This is a genomic window from Methylobacterium sp. E-025, from assembly GCF_022829705.1.
Taxonomy (GTDB): Bacteria; Pseudomonadota; Alphaproteobacteria; order Rhizobiales; family Beijerinckiaceae; genus Methylobacterium.
The window spans coordinates 25,279-44,112 of the sequence record NZ_JAKSYR010000154.1; the positions used below are offsets into that span (position 1 = coordinate 25,279).

Here is an 18,834-nt window from a genome sequence, read left to right on the forward strand (position 1 = left end):
GCGCCGTTCGATCGGGCAAAGGAAACTTAACGCTCCCGCCCTAGGCCGGCCCAATCCAGCATTGTGCGAATTCCGTGGGAATCGCGCGGTGCGGGTGGCATGCCGTTTGGCGAATCGCCCAGCCTTCTCTATGGACCGAGGCCCATGACGCGGTACGTTTTCATCACCGGCGGCGTGGTCTCCTCGCTCGGCAAGGGTCTGGCCTCGGCGGCGCTCGCGGCGCTGCTCCAGGCGCGCGGCTACTCGGTCCGCCTGCGCAAGCTCGACCCCTACCTCAACGTCGACCCGGGCACGATGAGTCCGACCCAGCACGGCGAGGTCTTCGTCACCGACGACGGCGCCGAGACCGACCTTGACCTCGGGCATTACGAGCGCTTCACCGGCGTCCCGGCGACGCGCGCCGACAACATCACCACCGGCCGGATCTACCAGGACATCATCGCCAAGGAGCGCCGCGGCGACTACCTCGGTGCGACGATCCAGGTCATCCCGCACGTCACCAACGCGATCAAGGACTTCGTCCGCGACGGCAACGACGCCTTCGACTTCGTGCTCGTCGAGATCGGCGGCACGGTCGGCGACATCGAGGGCCTGCCGTTCTTCGAGGCGATCCGCCAGCTCGGCAACGACCTGCCGCGCGGCTCCACCGCCTTCGTGCACCTGACGCTGCTGCCCTACATCCCGTCCGCCGGCGAGCTGAAGACCAAGCCGACGCAGCACTCGGTGAAGGAGCTGCGCTCGATCGGCATCCAGCCCGACATCCTGCTCTGCCGCTGCGACCGGCCGATACCCGCCGACGAGCGGCGCAAGCTCGGGCTGTTCTGCAACGTGCGCGAGACCGCGGTGATCGAGGCGCGCGACGTCGCCTCGATCTACGACGTGCCGCTCTCCTACCGCGAGGCCGGCCTCGACCGCGAGGTGCTCGCGCATTTCGGCCTCGCCCACGACGGCGAGCCGGACCTCTCGCGCTGGCACACGATCTCCGAGCGGGTGAAGAACCCCGAGGGCGAGGTCACCATCGCCATCGTCGGCAAGTACACGGGCCTGAAGGACGCCTACAAGTCGCTCACCGAGGCGCTGATCCACGGCGGCATCAGCCATCGCTGCCGCGTCAACCTCGAATGGATCGAGGCGGAGGTGTTCGAGCGCGAGGACCCGGCCCCGTTCCTCGAAGGCATCAACGGCATCCTGGTGCCCGGCGGCTTCGGCCAGCGGGGGGCGGAGGGCAAGATCCGCGCGGCGCGGTTCGCCCGCGAGCGGAAGATCCCGTATTTCGGGATCTGCTTCGGCATGCAGATGGCGGTGATCGAGGCGGCCCGGTCGCTCGCCGGCGTGCCGGACGCGAACTCGACCGAGTTCGGCGACACGGCCGAGCCGGTGGTCGGCCTGCTCACCGAGTGGCTGCGCGGCAACGAGCTGGAGCAGCGTGCGGCCGCCGGCGACCTCGGCGGCACCATGCGGCTCGGCGCCTACGACGCGACGCTGCACCCCGACACGAAGATCGCCGGGATCTACGGCAGCACCCACATCTCCGAGCGCCACCGCCACCGCTACGAGGTCAACATGGCCTATCGCGAGCGGCTCGAGGCCAAGGGCCTGCGCTTCTCCGGCCTGTCGCCGGACGGGCTCCTGCCCGAGACGGTCGAGCATGTCGGCCACCCGTGGTTCATCGGCGTGCAGTTCCACCCGGAGCTGAAGTCGCGTCCCTTCGCGCCGCATCCGCTGTTCGAGGGCTTCGTCGGCGCCGCGATCGAGCAGAGCCGCCTGGTGTGAGGCGGGACCGCCCGCGATGACCTCGATCTCCGGGCTGCCCGCCTTCCTCGGCTACGGCGCCATCGCCTGAAAGCTCGTGGCGCTCTACCTCGGCGTCTACCTGACGGCGACGGCGCACCGCGAGATCGCGCTGATCCGGGCGAACAACGTCGCCGCCGCCACCGCGCTCGGCTACGCGCTGCCGCTGGCCGTGGCGATCTACAACGCGCAATCGGCCCTCGACTGCGTGATCTGGGGCCTCGTCGCTCTGGTCGTGCAGATCCTGATCTACTTCCTGGTCCGGCTCGTCCTGCCCGACCTGTCCCGGCGGATCGCGGAGGGCGAAGGCGCCGCGGCGATCCTGCTCGCCTCGGCGTCGCTCGCCGGCGGCGTGATCGATGCGGCGGCCATGACCTACTAACGAGCCCGCGATCGGGATCCGCCGAGCGTGCGGCGCCAGGCGTCGCGGATCGCGCATCGGGCTCCGCGGCGGGCCCGGCCGGCGAAGCTGGACGATCTTCTCAAGGGCCGCCGGCGTTCCTACATCCGGGCCTCGCGGCGTTCTGCCGCCTGGGAGCCGGGCCGTCCGAGACGGTCCGAACGATCATGGCCTCGTCCATCGAACGGTCCTCGAAGCGCTCGACCACCGTCGCGCTCGTCCTCGTCGCCGGCGCCGGCGCCACGGCCCTCGCGCTCGGGCGGTACGATCCCTCGCAGCGCGAGGAGGACGTCCTGGTCTACGGCGGTCCCGACGCCTGCATACGCGGCGGCATCCGGACGGAGGCCGATTGCCGGAGCACCTACGCCACGGCGCTGGCGGCCTATCCGGAGGCGGCGCCGCGCTACCTCTCCCTGGCCGATTGCGAGGGGCATCACGGCGCCGGGCATTGCGTCGACGGAAGCGCCGTCGCGACGAGCGCGGCCGGCCGCTTCGTGCCGATGCTGGCCGGCTACGTCATCGGCCGCCGGATCGAGCAGGCCCTCGAGCCGCAGCCCGTCTACGATCATCGCCTCGGCTAGGCCGGGGCGGCGTATTCCGGATCGGGCGGCTACTGCACGAGCTGGGGCGGCCGCGTCGTCACCGGAAGCGGCGGTGCGTCGTCGCACGCGCGCGTCGCCTCGTCGGCGGTGCGCCCGGCCGCCTTCGGCGGGTTCGGCGCGACCGGCCGGGGCTTCGCCTCCCACGGGATGGCGGGTCACGGGAGCGGCGGCTGATGCGCCGCATCGCGATCGGCGAGCGGCCGGGCTGGCGTGCGAGCGCGCGGGCCAACGGCTTCACCTTCCACACCCTCGACGGCGCGCCCTATTGGGACGAGAGCCACGCCTACGCCTTCACGCTCGGCGAGATCGAGCGCGACATCGAGGCGCCGGGCACCGAGCTCCACGCGCTGTGCCTCGCCTTCGTCGCCGACGCGGTCGAGGACGCGCGCATCCTGGCCTCCCTGGCGATCCCGGAGGCGATGTGGGACGTCGTGCGTACCAGCTGGCGCCGCGGCGACCCCTCGCTCTACGGGCGGCTCGACCTCGCCTACGGCGGCGAAGGCACCGGCCCGGCCAAGCTCCTCGAATACAACGCCGACACGCCGACCGCGCTCTACGAATCCGCGGTGTTCCAGTGGCTCTGGCTCAAGGACCTGCTGCGGCTCGGGCGGGTGCCGGCGGGCTCGGATCAGTTCAACGCCGTGCACGAGCGCCTGATCGAGCGGTTCCGGGCGGTCGGCGGCACCTCCCTGGCCCTGGCGGCCTACGCCGACGCGCCCGAGGACGGCGGCACCGTCGCCTACCTGGAGGATTGCGCGCGCCAGGCCGGCCTCGCGACCCGCTTCCTCGACCTCGGCGATATCGGCCTTGCCGCGAGCGGCGCCTTCGTCGACCGGACGGAGGCGCCGATCGCGACCCTGTTCAAGCTCTACCCGTGGGAATGGGCGTTCGCGGATGCGTTCGGCGCAGCGCTCGCCGCGACGCCGACGCGGTTCCTCGAACCGCCCTGGAAGGCGGTCCTGTCCAACAAGGGGCTGCTGCCGCATCTCTACGCCCGCGAGCCCGGCCACCCGAACCTGCTGCCGGCCTATTTCGAGGACGACCCGCAGAAGGCGCGGCTCGGCACCTCGTTCGTCAAGAAGCCGCTGTTCTCGCGCGAGGGCGCCAACGTCCTGATGGTGCGCGACGGCGCGGTGCTGGCACAGGATCACGGCCCCTACGGCGCGGGCGGCCATGTCCGCCGGGCGCTCGCCGAGCTGCCGTGCTTCGACGGGCGCCACGCCCTCGTCGGCGCCTGGATCGTCGGTGACGCCTGCGTCGGGATCGGCCTGCGCGAGGCGGCCGGCCCGATCACCACCGACGCGGCGTTGTTCGTCCTGCACGTCATCCTGCCCGGGTGAGTGCGCCGATGACGCGCTGTGCAAAGCGCGCCCACCGGCCTATCTGAGCGGGCGTGACGGACATCCTCTTCTACCACCTCCAGAACCAGCCGCTCGAAGCGGTGCTGCCGAACCTCGTCGAGAAGTCGCGCGAGCGCGGCTGGCAGGCGGCGATCCAGGCGGCGAGCGAGGAACGGCTCCAGGCGCTGGACGATTACCTTTGGACCTTCCGCGACGACAGCTTTCTGCCCCACGGCACCGATCGCGAGCCCGACGTGGCGAGCCAGCCGGTGGTGCTGACCTTGCGCGACACCAACCCCAACGCCGCCGCGATCCGCTTCCTCGTCGAGGGCGCGGACCTGCCGCCGGATGCGGGCGACTACGAGCGGATCTGCGTGCTGTTCGACGGCACCGACCAGGATGCGCTCCTGCGCGCCCGCGAGCAGTGGAAGGCCGCCAAGGCCGCCGGCCACGCGGTCGCCTACTGGCAGCAGGACGACGGCGGCCGCTGGCTGAAGAAGGCGTGACGCTCCCCCGCGACTGGAATGCAGGACCGACCATGCCGATCATGAAAATGGCGCGCGTTCTTCCCTCTCCCCTTTGCGGGGGCGGGTACCCTGCGGAGCAGAGGGGGAGAGGGGAGCGCCGTATCCGAAGAGGTCGCGCCCCTCTCCCGGCCCTCGCTGACGCGAGGGCCACCCTCCCCCGCAGAGGGGGGAGGGGGTTCGCGGCACTCGTCGCGCTTCTCTTCGCGATCGTTCCGCTTGCGGCGACGGCTCAGGCGCCGCAGCGCGGGCCCACCGAGGCGCGCGCGCCGGAGGGAAAGAAGCTCCCGCCCGACGTCACCACCGAGCAGAGCGTCACGCTTCCCAACGGCCAGAAGCTCGATTTCACAGCGACCGCGGGCAGCCTGCCGCTGGTCGACGAATCGGGCAAGCTGCAGGCCGAGATCGCCTTCGTCGCCTACACCCGGCCCGCGGCGGCCGGGACGGTGCGGCCGATCACCTTCGCGATCAACGGCGGGCCGGGGGCGGCCTCCGCCTACCTGAACATCGGCGCGATCGGGCCGTGGCGCCTGCCGGCCGACGGCGCGAGCATCAGCCCGTCGCGCTCGGTCGCGCTGGTGCCGAACGACGGCACCTGGCTCGACTTCACCGACCTCGTCTTCATCGACCCGGTCGGCACCGGCTACAGCCGCGCCGCGGACGGCGACGGCAAGGCGTATTGGAGCGTGGAGTCGGACGCCTCGGTGCTGTCGGCGGCGATCGCCCGCTACCTGCGCGTCAACACCCGGATGGGCGACCCGAAATTCTACGTCGGCGAGAGCTACGGCGGCTTCCGGGGACCGCTCATCGCGGCCAAGCTGCAGGAGGATATCGGCGTCGGCCTGTCGGGCCTCGTGCTGCTGTCGCCGGTGCTCGATTTCGGCACCCTGGCGCCCCCGCGCGCCAACCCCTGGGGCAACGTTCTGCGGCTGCCCTCCTACGCGGCCGGCGCCCTGGAGCGGGCCGGCACCGTGCCGACCCGCGAGACCCTGGCCGACACCGAGCGCTACGCCACCGGTGCCTACCTCGCCGACCTGCTCAAGGGGCCCGACGACGCGCCGGCGGTGGCGCGCCTGACCGAGCGCGTCGCCGCGCTGACCGGGCTCGACCCGGCCTTCGTCAAGGCGCAGGGCGGCCGGCTGTCCTCGAGCAGCGTCCAGCGCGAGGTCGACCGCGCGTCGGGCCGCGTCGCCAGCGCCTACGACACCGGCGTCTCGGGATGGGACCCCGACCCGACCGCGGCGCATTCCGGCTTCGACGACCCGCTGCTCACCGCGCTCCAGGCGCCGCTCACCAGCGCGATGATCGACCTCTACACGAAGACGCTGAACTGGCGGGTGACGAACCTGCGCTACGAGCTCCTGAACACGGCCGTGAACCGAGGCTGGAGCTGGGGCGGCGGCCGCTCCGCGCCGGAGGCGGTCGGCGCCTTGCGCGGCGTGCTGGCGCTCGACGGCAACGTCCGCGTGCTGGTGGCGCACGGCTTCACCGACCTGGTGACGCCGTACTTCGCCTCCAAGCTGCTGATCGACCAGATCCCGTCCTACGGGGCGGAGCCGCGGCTCTCGCTGGCGGTGTACCCCGGCGGGCACATGTTCTATTCCCGCCCCGATGCCCGGGCGGCGTTCAAGCGCGACGTCTCCGCCCTCTACGCCGCCGCGCTGAAGGCGCGCGAGGCGACGGCCCCGAACCCGCAGCGCAAGGAGGCGCCGTGACGTTGCCAGATCTGCGGACCCTCGCCGGCGCCGGCCTGATCGCGGCCGCCCTCCTCGGCGCCTGCACCGTGACCGAGCGGACGCCCCCGCCCGCGCCCTCGGAGATCGTGCCAATCCCGCCGCGCGTGCCCGCGGCGGCGACCTTCACCGGCCCGGTGCTCGCGCCGGACGGATCCTGCACCGGTCCGGCCCCGGCGAGCGCCGCCGCGATCGAGCCGGGCATCGGCGAGTGCGACCTCGTGCGGCTGAAGGGCCGCCCGCCGGTGGACGTGCTGGTCGGGGAAGGCCGCGCCGGCCGCGAGGTCCAGGTGCTCTACACCGAGCCCGGCGCGAAGGAGCTGTACTTCTTCGTCAACAACAAGCTCGACCGCGTGGTGAAGTAGGCCGCCGAAGGCGCGCCTCCGTGTCACGACCGCTATGAAGGCAGGGGGGCGACGGGACCCGGTCGAACCCTGGGCTATCGCACCCGCCAGACCTTCAGCACGTCGCCGCCGACGGGCAGCGGCTCGAGCCAGTCGGCCTGCACGTCGCCGCGGGCGAGGCGCGTGGCGAAGGCGGCGCCGTCGAGGCCCTGGCTCGGCCGCGTGCGGCAGACGATGACGTAGCGGACGCCGTGCGCCGCCACATGCCGGCGCAGGTCGGCCTCGCTGCCGCCAAGACCCTCGATCGCGGCGGTAAGCCCCGGGATCGCCCGGTGATAGGGCGCCGCGACCACCGCGTGCGGCGTCCGCATCAGGATCGACGGTCCCATGATGATCGGCGCGAGCACCGTTCCGGCGGGCAGCGCGGCGAGCGGCGTCACCGCGGCGTCGTCCTGGCAGGCAAAGGACTTGGCGGTCGCCGCCGAGGCCCCGCTCTCCTCGACCAGGCCGGCGAGGACCGCCGGGATCATCCAGGCTGTGCTGATCATCGCGATGCCTAGGGCGGCGAGGCCGGCGCGTTGACGCGGCGGCGCGGCGCGGTCGCTCGCCAGCGCGTGGGCGCGGTCGAGCGCCGGCCCCGCCACGAACGGGATCAGCCCGGAGGCGACGTAGATCCCGCGGAACTGGAACCAGCCGATGACGAGGCCCGGCCAAAGCAGCATGGCCGCGACGCCGTAGGCGCGCCGGTGCGCGGGCGCCCCCCGGAACGCCGCCCAGGAGGCGGCGAGCGCCGCCAGCACCAGGACGGGATAGTAGACCAGAATCTCGTACTGCCTGCGAGCGACGAACTTCGGAACCGAGGCCATCTCGTTGACCATGAGCAGCCAGCGGTCCCGGACCAGCGGCGTCATCCCTGGAAAGGGGCCGCCGAGGCACACCGGGAACAGCAGGACGAAGCCGCCGACGAGGATCGCGCCGATCGTCGCGACGACCGCGACGCGCGCCCCGATCGAGCCGAGCCGCCGGTCGAGCCCCGCGCAGGCGAGCGCGGCCGCCCCGCCGCCGCTCGCCAGCCAGAGCCAGGGCGGCGAGAGCGCGTCGCAGGCGGTGGCGGTCCAGAGATGCGGTGCGGTCTGCGCCCCGAACAGGAGCGGCGCCGCAAGCCCGATCCCGAGGCCGAAGCCGAGGAAGCAGGGCAGGGCCGGTCGCCCGCGGAAGACCCAGTCGCCGACCACGAACAGCGCCCCGAGCGCGACGGAGGGCAGGCCTTCGAGGCCGATCGCCAGGGAGAGGGCCGCGAGCGCCCCGGCCGCACACCCGGCCCGGGCACCGCCGCGGATCAGGGCCGTCGCCATCCCGAGAATCGCGATCATCTGCACGTCGTGGTGGTCGATCCGGCCGGCGGCGAACTGCACGGTGACGCCGAAGGTCTGCGTTGCAGCGAACAGCGCCAGCACCGCCGCCCGCTTGCCGAAGGTCGTACGCACGCCGGTCCACAGCACCGCGGCGTAGACCGCGAGCAGCAGCGGCGGCCAGAACGCCGCGACGATCCCCTCGGCGAGCCCGGAGCCGAGCAGGGGCGTCAGTGCTAGGAGAAGGCCGGCCAGCGGTGCGTCGAGCAGGCGCGACCAGTGGCTCGGCACGCCGCCCGGCGGCAGGAAGCGGTACTGGACGTTGTCGTACCAGCCCTGGCCGGCGGCGAGGTCGCGCGCCTCGACGAGGCGCATCGCGTCGTCGGTGTCGGGCACGCGCAGGTGCCGGATCGTCTCGATCACGTCGCCCGGCGGATACAGCGTGACCGCGCAGAAGAGCACCAGCAGCCACAGGATCGTCCCCGCATCGAGGCGTGCCGGCTTCCCGGCCGAAAACGAAGCTGTGGCCGCCATCGCGCCTCTCCGGTGCCCGCCGGCCGCTCCGGCCGCGGCGGGTCTCGTTCCGCTCGCGCGACCCTGCCGCGAATGCGCTTAACGGGCAGTCAAGAGCGTCGGCCTGGCAGGTTTCCTTAACCACACCGGGCGCAAGGTGCGCGGACGCAGAAGCAGGCCGGGGCAGCGGATGAGTCATCACACCGAGACGATGGTGATCGGCGGCGGCCCCGCCGGGCTCACCGCGGCCTACCTGCTGTCGAAGCAGGGCCGCGACGTCACCGTGCTGGAGCGCGACTCGACCCAGGTCGGCGGCATCTCGCGCACGGTGAGCCACAACGGCTACCTGTTCGACATCGGCGGCCACCGCTTCTTTTCGAAATCGAAGGCCGTGATCGACCTCTGGGACGAGCTCCTGCCCGACGACTTCATCGAGCGGCCGCGCCTGTCGCGGATCTACTACCAGGGCAAGTACTACGCCTACCCGCTGAAGGCCTTCGAGGCCCTGCGCAATCTCGGGCTGCTCACCAGCACCGCCTGCGTGCTGTCCTACCTCTACGCCCGCGCCCGGCCGATCGCCGCGCCGAAGCACTTTCACGGCTGGGTCCGCAACCAGTTCGGCGAGAAGCTGTTCTCGATCTTCTTCAAGACCTACACCGAGAAGGTCTGGGGCATGTCCTGCGACGCGATCTCGGCCGACTGGGCCGCGCAGCGCATCAAGGGCCTCGACCTCGGCGCCGCCATCCGCGACGCGCTGAAGCGCTCGCTCGGGATCCGGGCGAAGCCCAAGGCCGGCGAGCCGGTGATCAAGACGCTGATCGAGTCGTTCCGCTATCCCCGCCGCGGCCCCGGCATGATGTGGGAGGCGGCGGCGGAGAAGATCGCCGCGCAGGGCGGCAGGGTTCTGCTCGACCGCGGCGTCGACGGCCTGTCGTTCGACCCCGCTGCCGGCCTGTGGCGCGTCGCGGCGGTCCGCGGCGACGGCACGCGCGAGACCTTCACCGCGCGCCACGTGATCTCCTCGGCGCCGGTGCGCGAGCTCGTGGACGCGATCACGCCGCGGCCGATCAGCACCTTCCAGGCGCGCGCGCTGCAGTATCGCGACTTCGTCACGGTGGCGCTGATCGCCAAGTCGCAGAAGAACTTCCCCGACAACTGGATCTACATCCACGATCCCTCGGTGCAGGTCGGGCGGGTGCAGAACTTCCGCTCGTGGTCGCCCGAGATGGTGCCCGACGAGGCCCATACCTGCCTCGGGCTCGAATATTTCTGCTTCGAGGGCGACGGCCTCTGGACCGCGAGCGACGCCGACCTCGTCGCCCTGGCCAAGCGCGAGATCGGGCAGATCGGCCTGATCGACCCGGCCGACGTGGTCGACGCCTGCGTCGTGCGCCAGCCCAAGGCTTACCCGGTCTACGACGAGACCTATGCCGAGAACGTCGCGCTGGTGCGGGTGGAGCTGGAGCGGGACTTCCCGACGCTGCACCTCGTCGGCCGCAACGGCATGCACAAGTACAACAACCAGGACCACGCGATGATGACGGCGATGCTCACCGTCGAGAACATCGTCGCGGGCCATCGCCGCCACGACGTCTGGCGGGTCAACGAGGATGCCGAGTACACCGAGGCCGGAATCTCGGGGGCGCAGGCCGCCCTCGGCAGCGAGCGGCTGGTGCCGCGCAAGGTCGCCTGAGGCGACAGGGGCGAGGGGCGTTTGCCAAGACAGTGATGCGGCCGCGTCACGACGCGGCCTTGCCGATGCCGGCGCGCGGCATACACTCCCCGCCAACGCCCGGTTGCAGGGGCGGTTTCGGGAGGCAAGCCCCATGCGATCGGTCCCCATGCGATCGGTGATTCTCGCCGCGCTCCTGTCGAGCGCGGCCGTCGCGACCTCGGGATTCGCGACCTCCGCCCTGGCGCAGGGCGCGTCCCCCGCCGAGACCAAGGCGAAGGCGGACGACCTGGAGAAGCTGCAGGGCTTCAAGAGCACGAACACGGCGCCCGCGCCCGAGATCCCGCAAACCGGGCGCAAGGCCGACGCCATCCGCAAGACGCTCGGCAGGATCAAGCTGCCCGAGGGCTTCAAGATCGACCTCTACGCGATCGTGCCCGACGCCCGCTCGATCGCGGTCGGCCCCAATGCCGGCGTGCTGTTCGTCGGCACCCGCAAGACCAAGGTCTATACCGTCACCGACCGCGACAAGGACCGGGTCGCCGACGAGGTCCGCGCCTTCGCGCCGGGCATCGACTTCAAGATCCCCAACGGCGTCTGCTTCTCGAAGGACGGCGTGCTGACGGTCGTCGAGCAGAACCGGGTGCTGTCCTTCCCCGCGGCGGAGTTCTTCTATGAGAACCCGGACGTCGCCGCCGGCATCGTCGTCAAGCAGGGCGAGCTGATCCCGGCTGGGGAAGAGAGCTACAACCACACCGCCCGCGTCTGCCGCGTCGGGCCCGACGGCAAGACCTACATCGCGCTGGGCCAGCCCTACAACGTGCCGGCGCCGGAGAAGCTCGAGCTGTACCGCACTCACGGCATCGGCGGCATCGTGCGCGTGGACGCCGACGGGAAGAACCGCGAGGTCTACGCCACCGGCATCCGCAACTCCGTCGGCATCGACTTCGCGGCCGACAAGACGCTGTGGTTCACCGACAACCAGGTCGACGGCATGGGCGACGACAAGCCGCCGGGCGAGCTCAACCACGCGACGAAGGCCGGCGAGAACTTTGGCTTCCCGTGGTTCGGCGGCGGCGCCGTCCGCACCGTCGAGTACAAGGACCAGACGCCGCCGGCCGACGCGGTCGCGCCGGTGGCCGAGCTGCCGCCGCACGCGGCCGATCTCGGGCTGACCTTCTACAACGGCAAGCAGTTCCCCCAGGCCTATCGCGGCGGCCTCTTCATCGCCGAGCACGGCTCGTGGAACCGCACCGAGCCGGTGGGCGCGCGGATCATGTTCGCGCCCGTTTCCGACGGCAAGGTCGGCGCGCCCAAGCCCTTCGCCGAGGGCTGGCTGACCGGCGACGGCGAGTATCTCGGCCGCCCCGTGGACGTCGCGGTGCTGCTCGACGGCTCGCTCCTGGTCTCCGACGACGCGGCCGGGGCGGTCTACCGGATCTCGTATGAAGGCGACGCGAGGTAGGGCGATCGGCCGTCGAGGGTGGTGCACCCTCTTCCCTCCCCCGCGCAGGGGGAGGGAGAACGCGCCGAGCCTGCGTCGCCCAGCGCGTCGCACGCGCTGTCTGAGTCCCCCCGAGAATGCTTCCGGTCACCCCATGCTCCGCCCGTCCCTCCTCGTCCTGATCCTCGCCCTCGCGCCCGTCGCCGTCCAGGCGGGCGATGCCGCCGCCGGGCGCAAGCGGGCCACCGCCTGCCAGGCCTGCCACGGCATGGACGGGCTCTCGAAGCTGCCGGAGGCGCCCAACCTCGCCGGCCAAGTCGAGATCTACCTGGTGAAGGCGCTGACCGAGTACCGCGACGGGACGCGGCAGAACCCGGTGATGTCGGTCGTGGCGAAGGACCTGTCGGACGCCGACATCGCCAACCTCGCCGCCTATTACGGCGGCCTGCAGATCGAGGTGATCCCGCCGGGCTGAGGTCCCGAGGCGGCTTTCGCCCGGCGCCCCGTCGCCCTATCCCGATCGAACGACGCGGAGGTTTCCGATGTGGACGTCGACGATGCCGCGCCCGGAGGCGTCGGCCTTTCGCCAGCGCGCATGGCCGGCCATGCCGGCGTCGCGCGGGCTGCTCGCCCTCGGCACCGTCCTGGCAATCGCCGCCGCGGGCTTGGTGGTCGCGCGCGCCCCGGCGACGACGATCGATCCCGATCTGGTGCGGGTGATCCGCGCCATGGCCGTGATCAAGGGCGGCTTCGCCGCGATGGCGCTCGCCGCGTGCTGGTGGCGCCTCGGACACCCGGCCTCGGGCTGGCGGGGGGGCGCCTACGTCGCGGGCCCGGCGCTGATGGCGGGCGGCGCCCTCGCGCTGTGGTCGCTGCAGAGCGTCGGCGTCGCCGCGCTCGGCCTGCATCTCGGGCTGTTCGGCGTGCTCGCCGCCGGGCTGACGGACCCCGCCTTCTTCGATGGCCGGCGCCGCCGGCGCGCTTGACGCGTTTTCGAGCGCGATGCAGGCCGGATCGCGTGAAGAAAACGCGACTGCAAAGAAGACGCCTCAGCGGCCGAGGCGCCGCCGCGCCGCGTCGCGGGCGCGGTGCTCGAAGCGGGCGAGGCGGACGCGCCGCTCCAGCGAGAGCGCGTCGCGGCCCGGCGGCATCGCGATGATCTCGGCGACGCGCTCGCGCTCGCGATACAGGCTTTCCAGGGCCGAGCCCGCGAGCGTCGCCGAATCAAGCCGGTCGGCGAAGGCGGTCTCGTGGCAGGCGCGCACGATCTCGGCTTCGAGCAGCAGGCCCGGGGCGCAGGCGCGCCGGTCCTCGTCGTAGGCGGTCTTCAGCAGCGTCGTGGTGCCGCCGCCGGTGAGCGCGAGGCTGATCGCGACCGGCCTGCCGTCGACGGCCAGGATGTCGGCGCGCGCCCCGACGGGCCCGTGCGTCGGCCCGAACAGCGCGCGCGCGAAGGCCGCGTGCTCCGGGCGACAGGCCATCGCCGAGCCGGCCGCGCCCTTCCAGCCCGCGCGCTCCAGCGCGAGGAAGGCGGCGACCGCCCGCTCCAGGCCCGGGCCGGAGGCCACCGTCTCGAACGTCACCGCGCCGGCCTCGCTCAAGCGCTTGGCGCGGCGGCGCAGGTCCTTCAGGCGGGCCCTGTGCGGGTGGCCGGCGAGGAAGGCGTCGTGGCTCGGGCGCCGGTCGAGCACCGGGCGCTCAAAGGCGGCCACCGTGGCCCGGCGCCAGCCGGCGCGGTCCATGGCGGCGACGAGCCCGGCACCGGCCGGCCCGTCGAGGGACAGCAGCGGCCAGCGCCAGGCCCGCCCGCCCGAGGCCGCGCCGAGGCCCGCGACGAGGCCGTCGAACACCGCATCCGGCCCGTCGGCGACGAGGGGCGCCGTCGCGGTGACGAAGGGCGAGAGGAAGGGCCGCGCGACGCCCCCGCCGAGGCCGCTGAGATCGCGCACCATCCGGTAGGGCAGGGCGGCCTCGAGCCGTCCCCCGCGGCGGACGGTGACGAAACGCAGGGCCTCGGCGGCGAGGCCCGCCCGCTGGTGCGCTTCGACGACGTGGCGCGCGTAATGCGGATGCGGCGCCCGCGCGCGGCCGAACAGGTCGTCCCATTCTTCGGGACGCGGCGCGTCGGACGGCCCGGCCTCGATCGCGGGGACGGGCGATGCGACCCGGATCATCGGGCGCCCATCGCGAAAAGGCCGGCCCAGACCGGGGTCGCGAGGCCGTGAACGCGCCGCGCCGCCAGCGCCAGGATGCCGGCCCGCAGGACCGTGGTCAGCGCCATCCCCAGCGCCGCCCCGATCACCCCGAGCGGCGGCACGAGGACGAGGCAGGCGCCGACCGCCACCGCCAGCATCGCCAGCGTGATGCCGGCGCAGAGCCGCTCGCCGCCGAGCATGGTCAACAGGTCCTCGCCCGGGCCGAACAGGCTCGCCGCGACGCTGCCGGCGGCCAGCACCGCGAGGATCGGGATGCTGTCGGAGAATTGCGGCCCGAACATCGCCAGCAGCAGCGGGCTCGCGGCGACGACCCCGAGCGCCACCAGGGCGGTGGCGGCCAACGTGCCGCGGCCCTGCAGGCGCACCAGCCAGGCGAGCGTGTCCCGGTCGCCGACCGCGTGCGCCGCGCTGAAGCGCTGCGCGGTGGCGGCGACGGCGGCGAAATGGACGAACACGACGAACTGCTGGATCCGCGTCGCGGCGAAGTACAGGCCGACGGCGGAGGGCGGCATCAGGAAGCCGAGCACGACGACGTCGACGAAGGTGAAGCCGGCATTGGCCAGGTCGATCAGCGCGATCGGCAGGCTGGCGCCGAGCCAGTGCCGCCAGCGGTAGCGGCGCGGGCCCCGGGGCAGCGTGCGGGCCATCCGCGCCAGCACCAGCCCGGCCTGGATCGCGACGGCGAGGATCGCGGCGGCGAGCATGCAGGCCATCGCCACCCAGGCCTCGGCCGGCGCGCCGAGCAGGATCGCGGCGACCATCGCGACCATCATCACGGTCTGGCGCAGCAGGTAGGGCGGCGCGATCGCCAGCACCGCCCAGTTCTGGCTGCGGGCGAGGCCTTCCAGATAATCCTGGAGCGCGAACAGCGGCAATACGAGCGCCGCGACGAGGAGCGGCGCGCGGTAGGGCCCGGCGACCCAGCCCGGCCACAGCGTCAGCACCGCGGCTCCGAGCAGCGCGACGGCCAGGGCCGCCCCGCCGATCGCGACGGCGCCGGCCACGAGGTAGCCGCGGGCGTGGTCGAGGTCGCCGCGGGCCTGGTCCACCGGCAGGAAGCGGCAGGCGCCCTGCGACAGGCCGAGCGTCACCGAATGGCCGATCATCGCGGTCCAGACCCAGACCGTGGCGAAGACGCCGTATTCCTGCCAGCCCATCAGCCGGGCGGTGAGCACCTGCGCGCCGTAGGCGAAACCGGCCGAGGCGATGCGGATCGCGAACACGTCGAGGGCGGTGCGGGCCGGGCCGGTGGCGGCGATGCGCAGGCGGCGGACGGCCGAGCCGAGGGTCGCCGCCGCCATCTCCGCCTCCCTCGACCGCGCGGTTCCGCACCGCGCGGATCGGACCCGAGCCCTAACCCGGGCCCCGTTGCGGCGGGGTTAATGGGCCGGCGCCGTCACGGCCTGGGGGGCGCGACCGCCGCGCCCACGGTGCCGGACGTCTCGCGCGGCGGCGCGGCCGCACTGCCGGTGGCGTCGGGCTGCTGCAGCGACAGCGTGATCGCCCGGCTGACATGCTCGGCCATGCAGCGCAGGCCGAGGTCGTTCAGCCGGAATTGCTGGCCGAGCATGTGGCCCTCGCCCTTGTCGCTGCGCCCGGCGAGGTAGCGCATCGCGTCGTAGCGCAGCACCAGCGGCACCTTCTCACTCGTCGCCACGGTGCGCACCGACTGGACGATGCTGGTGTAGTACGCGTCGGCGGCAAGGCTGGCGGTGTAGAGCGGATCGACCAGGACCACGTCGATGTCGTGCGACTTGATCCACCTCACGGTCTCTGTGAGGGCGTCGGTGAAGGCGTCGAGCTCGACCCGGGCGAGGGCGTCGTGGGTACCCACCTGCCAGATCACGAGGTCCGGCTCGACGTCGGCCACCATGCTGCGCAGGCGCTCCGCCGCGCCCGAGGCGATCTCGCCCTGGAGGCCGCGATACTCCATCACCACGTCGACGTTGGGCATCGCGCGCTCCAGCGCCGTCTCGAGCTTGACCGGGTAGGTCGCGGACGCGCCGGGCGCGGCATTGCCGCCGATGGCGAGCACCCGCACCGGGCGCTTCTTCAGGATCGCCGCCTTCACCGCCTCGAGCTGGGCCAGCGTGTAGAGCTGCGAGCCCGGCACGCGGCATTCGGGCGACAGGCTGGGATCGGCGGGCTCCGCCTCCTTGGCCGCGGCGCCGGAGGGCGGGGACACGATCATGGGAGCGCCGCTCGACCGGGGCGCGGCCTCGCGAGGGGCGTCCTGCGCATCCGCGGGGGCGCTCGCGATGAGGCCGAGGAGCAGGGCGGCGGCGATCCGGCGCATCGCGGCGGCCCTCACGACGCCACCCGGACTTTTCGGCCGCGCCATTCCACGAACCATGCGGTCGCGCCGAGGCCGACGATGCCGACGGCGAGCACGATCATGTCGACGATCAATCCGCCGCCGGTCCGAAAGCGCAGGAGCTGGCCGCCGAGGCTCAAGATCGATCCCATGGAGAACACGGCCAGGGAATTCCGGCCCAGGCTCGCAAGATACCCGACAATCAAGGGGATGCGGGGCGCGATGATACCGTAGACCGGGCCGAATGCGAGAAGGACGCCCACGAAATGTAACAGGCGCGCCGGCGTCAAGTAGGTCTTGTCGAAGCTGAACAGCAGTCGCGGGTCCGGGACCAGCATCGGATCGGGGCGGATCTCCAGCACCGAGAGCACGATCCCGAGGACGACGATCGCGATCCCGAGGGGGAACAGGCGGCGCGACCACAGCCGCAGCGTGCCCGAGGTGCGGTTCCAGTCCTGCAGGACGAAGCCGAGCACCAGGAGCAGCTGCCAGCACCACGGATCGAAGAACCAGTCGCCCTGCCCGGGCCAGGACGGCAGGTTCCACTCCTCGACGAGGCTGGCGAGGTAGAGGCCGGCCGAGAGCCCGAGGGCGAGGAGCCGGCTCTCTCTGGCGATCAGCACGAAGACCGGGGCGATCCCGAGCAGCACCACGTAGAGCGGCAGGATGTTGAAGAACCCGAGCTGGTGGGTGAGCAGCACCATGCCGACGACGGTTTGGATCGGGTCGGCGAAGAACCCGCCGGCATTGTGCCATTCGAGGATCAGCGGGTTGTCGAAGACCAGCGCGGTGCCGGCGATCATCGCCAGCGCGATCACCATCACGGCGAGCTGCGCCCGGTAGACCTCGATGGTGCGCGACAGGAGGCGCAGCACCGAGCGCAGCCGCGGCTCGGGCGTGCCGTCGCGGCCGCGGGTGGCGATGCCGATCGACCAGCCGGCCAGGAACACGAACAGCTCGGCCGCGTCCGAGATGCCGTACTGCGAGTAGGTGTAGCGCTCGAAGGTGTTGCCGGGGACGTGATTGATGAAGATCGTGACCAGGGCGAGCCCGCGCCAGAAATCGATCGCGTTCGGTTCCCGCATCGCGGTGTCGGCTCCGGAAGTTCGGCGTGCGGGTTCGTCCGCCGGCGGCGCGTCGCGACGCGGCGAAGGCCGGTCCTGATACGGCGGCGCAGGCCCGACTGCAAAGGTGCGCCGCAGACGCCCCGCCCCGCGGGTCGAACCGACACGCCGTCGCCCGCGTTACGCCGGGACAAGGAGCCGACGATGTCCAGAACCCACGGAATTTCCGCTTTCGCCCTCGCCGCCGCTGTGGCCGCGTCATGGTCGGGCCAAGCGCTCGCCCAGGCCCAGACGGGCACGGGCGGCGGGCCGACCACGACGATCACCGCGCCGAACACCTCGAGCGTCGGCCAGACCGTTCCGCGCCCGGGCGCCGCCGGCGAGGGCAGATTGGGCGACCGGGAGACGCGGACGGCCAACGAGAAGAAGGACGATCAGCTCATGCGCGGCATCTGCATCGGCTGCAGCAAGCAGTGACGGCGGCCCGGCGGTTCACTGAACCCGAGTTCACGCCGCCGGGTTCTCGCGTGCCAATCGCAATAGGTTCTGTCCGTAGGCGGTCTTCTTGAACAGCTCGCCGCGGGCGACGAGTTGCTCGTGGCCGATGAAGCCCTGCTCGAACGCGATCTCCTCCAGGCAGGCGACCTGCAGCCCCTGGCGGTGCTGGATCGTGCGCACGAACTCGGAGGCCTCCAGCAGGCTGTCGTGCGTGCCGGTGTCGAGCCAGGCGTAGCCGCGGGACATTTTCTCGACGTGGAGCTGGCCGCGCTCGAGATAGGCCTCGTTGACCGAGGTGATCTCGAGCTCGCCCCGCGCCGAGGGCGTCACCGCGGCGGCGATGTCGAGCACCTGATTGTCGTAGAAGTACAGGCCGGTCACCGCCCAGGTCGATTCCGGCTCGGCCGGCTTCTCGACCAGCCGCAACGGCCGCCCGGCCGCGTCGAGCGTGACCACGCCGTAGGCCTGCGGGTTGTCGACGTGGTAGGCGAACACCGTCGCCCCCGCCTTGCGCTCGGCGGCGCGCGCCAGCAGGTCGCTCATGCCGGCGCCGAAGAACAGGTTGTCGCCGAGGATCAGCGCCACGTCGTCCTCGCCGACGAACTCACGGCCGATGAGGAAGGCCTGCGCCAGCCCCTCGGGCCTCGGCTGCACCGCGTAGGCGAAGCGCAGCCCGAACTGCTCGCCGGTGCCGAACAGGCGCTTGTAGTTGTCGAGGTGCTCGGGGCTCGAGATGATCAGGATCTCGCGGATGCCGGCCAGCATCAGCACCGAGACCGGGTAGTAGATCATCGGCTTGTCGTAGACCGGCAGCAGCTGCTTGTTGATCGACAGCGTCGCCGGATGCAGCCGCGTGCCGGAGCCGCCGGCCAGGATGATGCCCTTCATCGGAAGGCCTCCGTTGTGACCGGCCCGATCAGGCGGTCGAGAATGGTGTCGAGAGCTTGTTGCCACGGCCGCATCGCGATGCCGTAGGCGGCGTTCAGGCTCTCGGTCGAGAGCGCCGAGTTCGCCGGCCGCCGGGCCG

The 18,834-nt window shown here is 72.2% G+C and carries 18 protein-coding genes and 1 pseudogene; 12 read left to right on the forward strand and 7 right to left on the reverse strand.

Annotated features, from left to right (window positions below):
* The first annotated feature begins 144 nt into the window (after positions 1-144).
* From MKK64_RS22875 to MKK64_RS22905, 7 genes are all read left to right on the forward strand, one after another.
* Positions 145-1,773, forward strand: coding sequence for a CTP synthase (locus MKK64_RS22875; RefSeq protein WP_243937671.1), 1,629 nt, complete (start codon positions 145-147; stop codon positions 1,771-1,773).
* Positions 1,774-1,849: 76 nt separating this feature from the next.
* Positions 1,850-2,173 carry a DUF350 domain-containing protein gene (locus MKK64_RS22880; RefSeq protein WP_243937673.1) on the forward strand — a complete coding sequence of 108 codons (324 nt, stop codon included), beginning with the start codon at positions 1,850-1,852 and terminating at the stop codon, positions 2,171-2,173.
* A gap of 185 nt (positions 2,174-2,358) precedes the next feature.
* Positions 2,359-2,772, forward strand: a complete 414-nt coding sequence (locus MKK64_RS22885; RefSeq protein ID WP_313898935.1) for a DUF1190 domain-containing protein — start codon at positions 2,359-2,361, stop codon at positions 2,770-2,772.
* Positions 2,773-2,966: 194 nt separating this feature from the next.
* Positions 2,967-4,133, forward strand: coding sequence for a glutathionylspermidine synthase family protein (locus MKK64_RS22890; protein WP_243937675.1), 1,167 nt, complete (start codon positions 2,967-2,969; stop codon positions 4,131-4,133).
* Positions 4,134-4,186: 53 nt separating this feature from the next.
* The gene (locus MKK64_RS22895) at positions 4,187-4,639 is read left to right on the forward strand and encodes a DNA polymerase III subunit chi (RefSeq protein ID WP_243937683.1); all 453 of its coding nucleotides are present in this window, start codon (positions 4,187-4,189) and stop codon (positions 4,637-4,639) included.
* 32 nt (positions 4,640-4,671) lie between these two features.
* Positions 4,672-6,372 (forward strand): S10 family peptidase, encoded by a 1,701-nt coding sequence (locus tag MKK64_RS22900; protein ID WP_243937685.1) that lies wholly within the window; start codon positions 4,672-4,674, stop codon positions 6,370-6,372.
* The gene (locus tag MKK64_RS22905) at positions 6,369-6,755 is read left to right on the forward strand and encodes a hypothetical protein (protein ID WP_409567380.1); all 387 of its coding nucleotides are present in this window, start codon (positions 6,369-6,371) and stop codon (positions 6,753-6,755) included. Before MKK64_RS22900 ends, MKK64_RS22905 begins: the two co-directional genes overlap by 4 nt.
* Positions 6,756-6,829: 74 nt before the next feature.
* On the opposite strand, the gene MKK64_RS22910 is transcribed toward MKK64_RS22905, so the two are convergent.
* A complete protein-coding gene (locus MKK64_RS22910; RefSeq protein ID WP_243937687.1) occupies positions 6,830-8,620 on the reverse strand; it encodes a hypothetical protein in 1,791 nt (596 codons plus the stop codon).
* A 169-nt stretch (positions 8,621-8,789) separates the two neighbouring features.
* Here MKK64_RS22910 and MKK64_RS22915 point away from each other — a divergent pair, with 169 nt between their 5' ends.
* The 4 genes from MKK64_RS22915 (at position 8,790) to MKK64_RS22930 (ending at position 12,701) form a co-directional block, all read left to right on the forward strand.
* Positions 8,790-10,292: an NAD(P)/FAD-dependent oxidoreductase gene (locus tag MKK64_RS22915; RefSeq protein WP_243937689.1), complete on the forward strand. Its 1,503-nt coding sequence runs from the start codon at positions 8,790-8,792 to the stop codon at positions 10,290-10,292.
* A gap of 148 nt (positions 10,293-10,440) precedes the next feature.
* On the forward strand, positions 10,441-11,736 hold the full coding sequence (locus tag MKK64_RS22920) for a PQQ-dependent sugar dehydrogenase (protein ID WP_243937696.1): 1,296 nt from the start codon (positions 10,441-10,443) through the stop codon (positions 11,734-11,736).
* A 133-nt stretch (positions 11,737-11,869) separates the two neighbouring features.
* The gene (locus MKK64_RS22925) at positions 11,870-12,190 is read left to right on the forward strand and encodes a c-type cytochrome (RefSeq protein WP_147728826.1); all 321 of its coding nucleotides are present in this window, start codon (positions 11,870-11,872) and stop codon (positions 12,188-12,190) included.
* Positions 12,191-12,257: 67 nt separating this feature from the next.
* Entirely contained in the window at positions 12,258-12,701 is a 444-nt protein-coding gene (locus tag MKK64_RS22930) for a hypothetical protein (protein ID WP_243937698.1), read from the forward strand.
* Positions 12,702-12,764: 63 nt separating this feature from the next.
* Here the strand turns inward: MKK64_RS22930 and MKK64_RS22935 are convergent, their stop codons facing one another.
* From MKK64_RS22935 to MKK64_RS22950, 4 genes are all read right to left on the reverse strand, one after another.
* Positions 12,765-13,889 carry a GNAT family N-acetyltransferase gene (locus tag MKK64_RS22935; protein WP_243937699.1) on the reverse strand — a complete coding sequence of 375 codons (1,125 nt, stop codon included), beginning with the start codon at positions 13,887-13,889 and terminating at the stop codon, positions 12,765-12,767.
* The gene (locus MKK64_RS22940; protein ID WP_147729723.1) at positions 13,886-15,232 is read right to left on the reverse strand and encodes a lipopolysaccharide biosynthesis protein; all 1,347 of its coding nucleotides are present in this window, start codon (positions 15,230-15,232) and stop codon (positions 13,886-13,888) included. The genes MKK64_RS22935 and MKK64_RS22940 overlap by 4 nt, the downstream gene beginning before the upstream one ends.
* Before the next feature lie 95 nt (positions 15,233-15,327).
* A complete protein-coding gene (locus MKK64_RS22945; RefSeq protein WP_243933955.1) occupies positions 15,328-16,227 on the reverse strand; it encodes an SGNH/GDSL hydrolase family protein in 900 nt (299 codons plus the stop codon).
* Positions 16,228-16,238: 11 nt separating this feature from the next.
* Positions 16,239-17,330, reverse strand: a complete 1,092-nt coding sequence (locus MKK64_RS22950; protein WP_147729421.1) for an OpgC family protein — start codon at positions 17,328-17,330, stop codon at positions 16,239-16,241.
* A 183-nt stretch (positions 17,331-17,513) separates the two neighbouring features.
* Here MKK64_RS22950 and MKK64_RS22955 point away from each other — a divergent pair, with 183 nt between their 5' ends.
* Positions 17,514-17,786, forward strand: a complete 273-nt coding sequence (locus MKK64_RS22955) for a hypothetical protein (RefSeq protein WP_147729422.1) — start codon at positions 17,514-17,516, stop codon at positions 17,784-17,786.
* A 30-nt stretch (positions 17,787-17,816) separates the two neighbouring features.
* Here the strand turns inward: MKK64_RS22955 and rfbA are convergent, their stop codons facing one another.
* Both rfbA and MKK64_RS22965 read right to left on the reverse strand, forming a co-directional pair.
* The gene (gene rfbA, locus MKK64_RS22960) at positions 17,817-18,695 is read right to left on the reverse strand and encodes a glucose-1-phosphate thymidylyltransferase RfbA (protein WP_243937701.1); all 879 of its coding nucleotides are present in this window, start codon (positions 18,693-18,695) and stop codon (positions 17,817-17,819) included.
* A pseudogene (locus tag MKK64_RS22965) lies at positions 18,692-18,834 on the reverse strand (sugar nucleotide-binding protein); the annotation flags it as partial. The pseudogene MKK64_RS22965 and the gene rfbA, both read right to left, overlap by 4 nt.

What these genes read in the sequence shown, in the direction of transcription:
- MKK64_RS22875 (WP_243937671.1), top strand. Translation starts at nt 145, where the DNA reads ATGACGCGGTACGTTTTCATCACCGGCGGCGTGGTCTCCTCGCTCGGC.
- MKK64_RS22885 (WP_313898935.1), top strand. Translation starts at nt 2,359, where the DNA reads ATGGCCTCGTCCATCGAACGGTCCTCGAAGCGCTCGACCACCGTCGCG.
- MKK64_RS22890 (WP_243937675.1), top strand. Translation starts at nt 2,967, where the DNA reads ATGCGCCGCATCGCGATCGGCGAGCGGCCGGGCTGGCGTGCGAGCGCG.
- MKK64_RS22900 (WP_243937685.1), top strand. Translation starts at nt 4,672, where the DNA reads ATGCCGATCATGAAAATGGCGCGCGTTCTTCCCTCTCCCCTTTGCGGG.
- MKK64_RS22910 (WP_243937687.1), bottom strand. Translation starts at nt 8,620, where the DNA reads ATGGCGGCCACAGCTTCGTTTTCGGCCGGGAAGCCGGCACGCCTCGAT.
- MKK64_RS22915 (WP_243937689.1), top strand. Translation starts at nt 8,790, where the DNA reads ATGAGTCATCACACCGAGACGATGGTGATCGGCGGCGGCCCCGCCGGG.
- MKK64_RS22920 (WP_243937696.1), top strand. Translation starts at nt 10,441, where the DNA reads ATGCGATCGGTGATTCTCGCCGCGCTCCTGTCGAGCGCGGCCGTCGCG.
- MKK64_RS22925 (WP_147728826.1), top strand. Translation starts at nt 11,870, where the DNA reads ATGCTCCGCCCGTCCCTCCTCGTCCTGATCCTCGCCCTCGCGCCCGTC.
- MKK64_RS22930 (WP_243937698.1), top strand. Translation starts at nt 12,258, where the DNA reads ATGTGGACGTCGACGATGCCGCGCCCGGAGGCGTCGGCCTTTCGCCAG.
- MKK64_RS22935 (WP_243937699.1), bottom strand. Translation starts at nt 13,889, where the DNA reads ATGATCCGGGTCGCATCGCCCGTCCCCGCGATCGAGGCCGGGCCGTCC.
- MKK64_RS22940 (WP_147729723.1), bottom strand. Translation starts at nt 15,232, where the DNA reads ATGGCGGCGGCGACCCTCGGCTCGGCCGTCCGCCGCCTGCGCATCGCC.
- MKK64_RS22945 (WP_243933955.1), bottom strand. Translation starts at nt 16,227, where the DNA reads ATGCGCCGGATCGCCGCCGCCCTGCTCCTCGGCCTCATCGCGAGCGCC.
- MKK64_RS22950 (WP_147729421.1), bottom strand. Translation starts at nt 17,330, where the DNA reads ATGCGGGAACCGAACGCGATCGATTTCTGGCGCGGGCTCGCCCTGGTC.
- MKK64_RS22955 (WP_147729422.1), top strand. Translation starts at nt 17,514, where the DNA reads ATGTCCAGAACCCACGGAATTTCCGCTTTCGCCCTCGCCGCCGCTGTG.
- rfbA (WP_243937701.1), bottom strand. Translation starts at nt 18,695, where the DNA reads ATGAAGGGCATCATCCTGGCCGGCGGCTCCGGCACGCGGCTGCATCCG.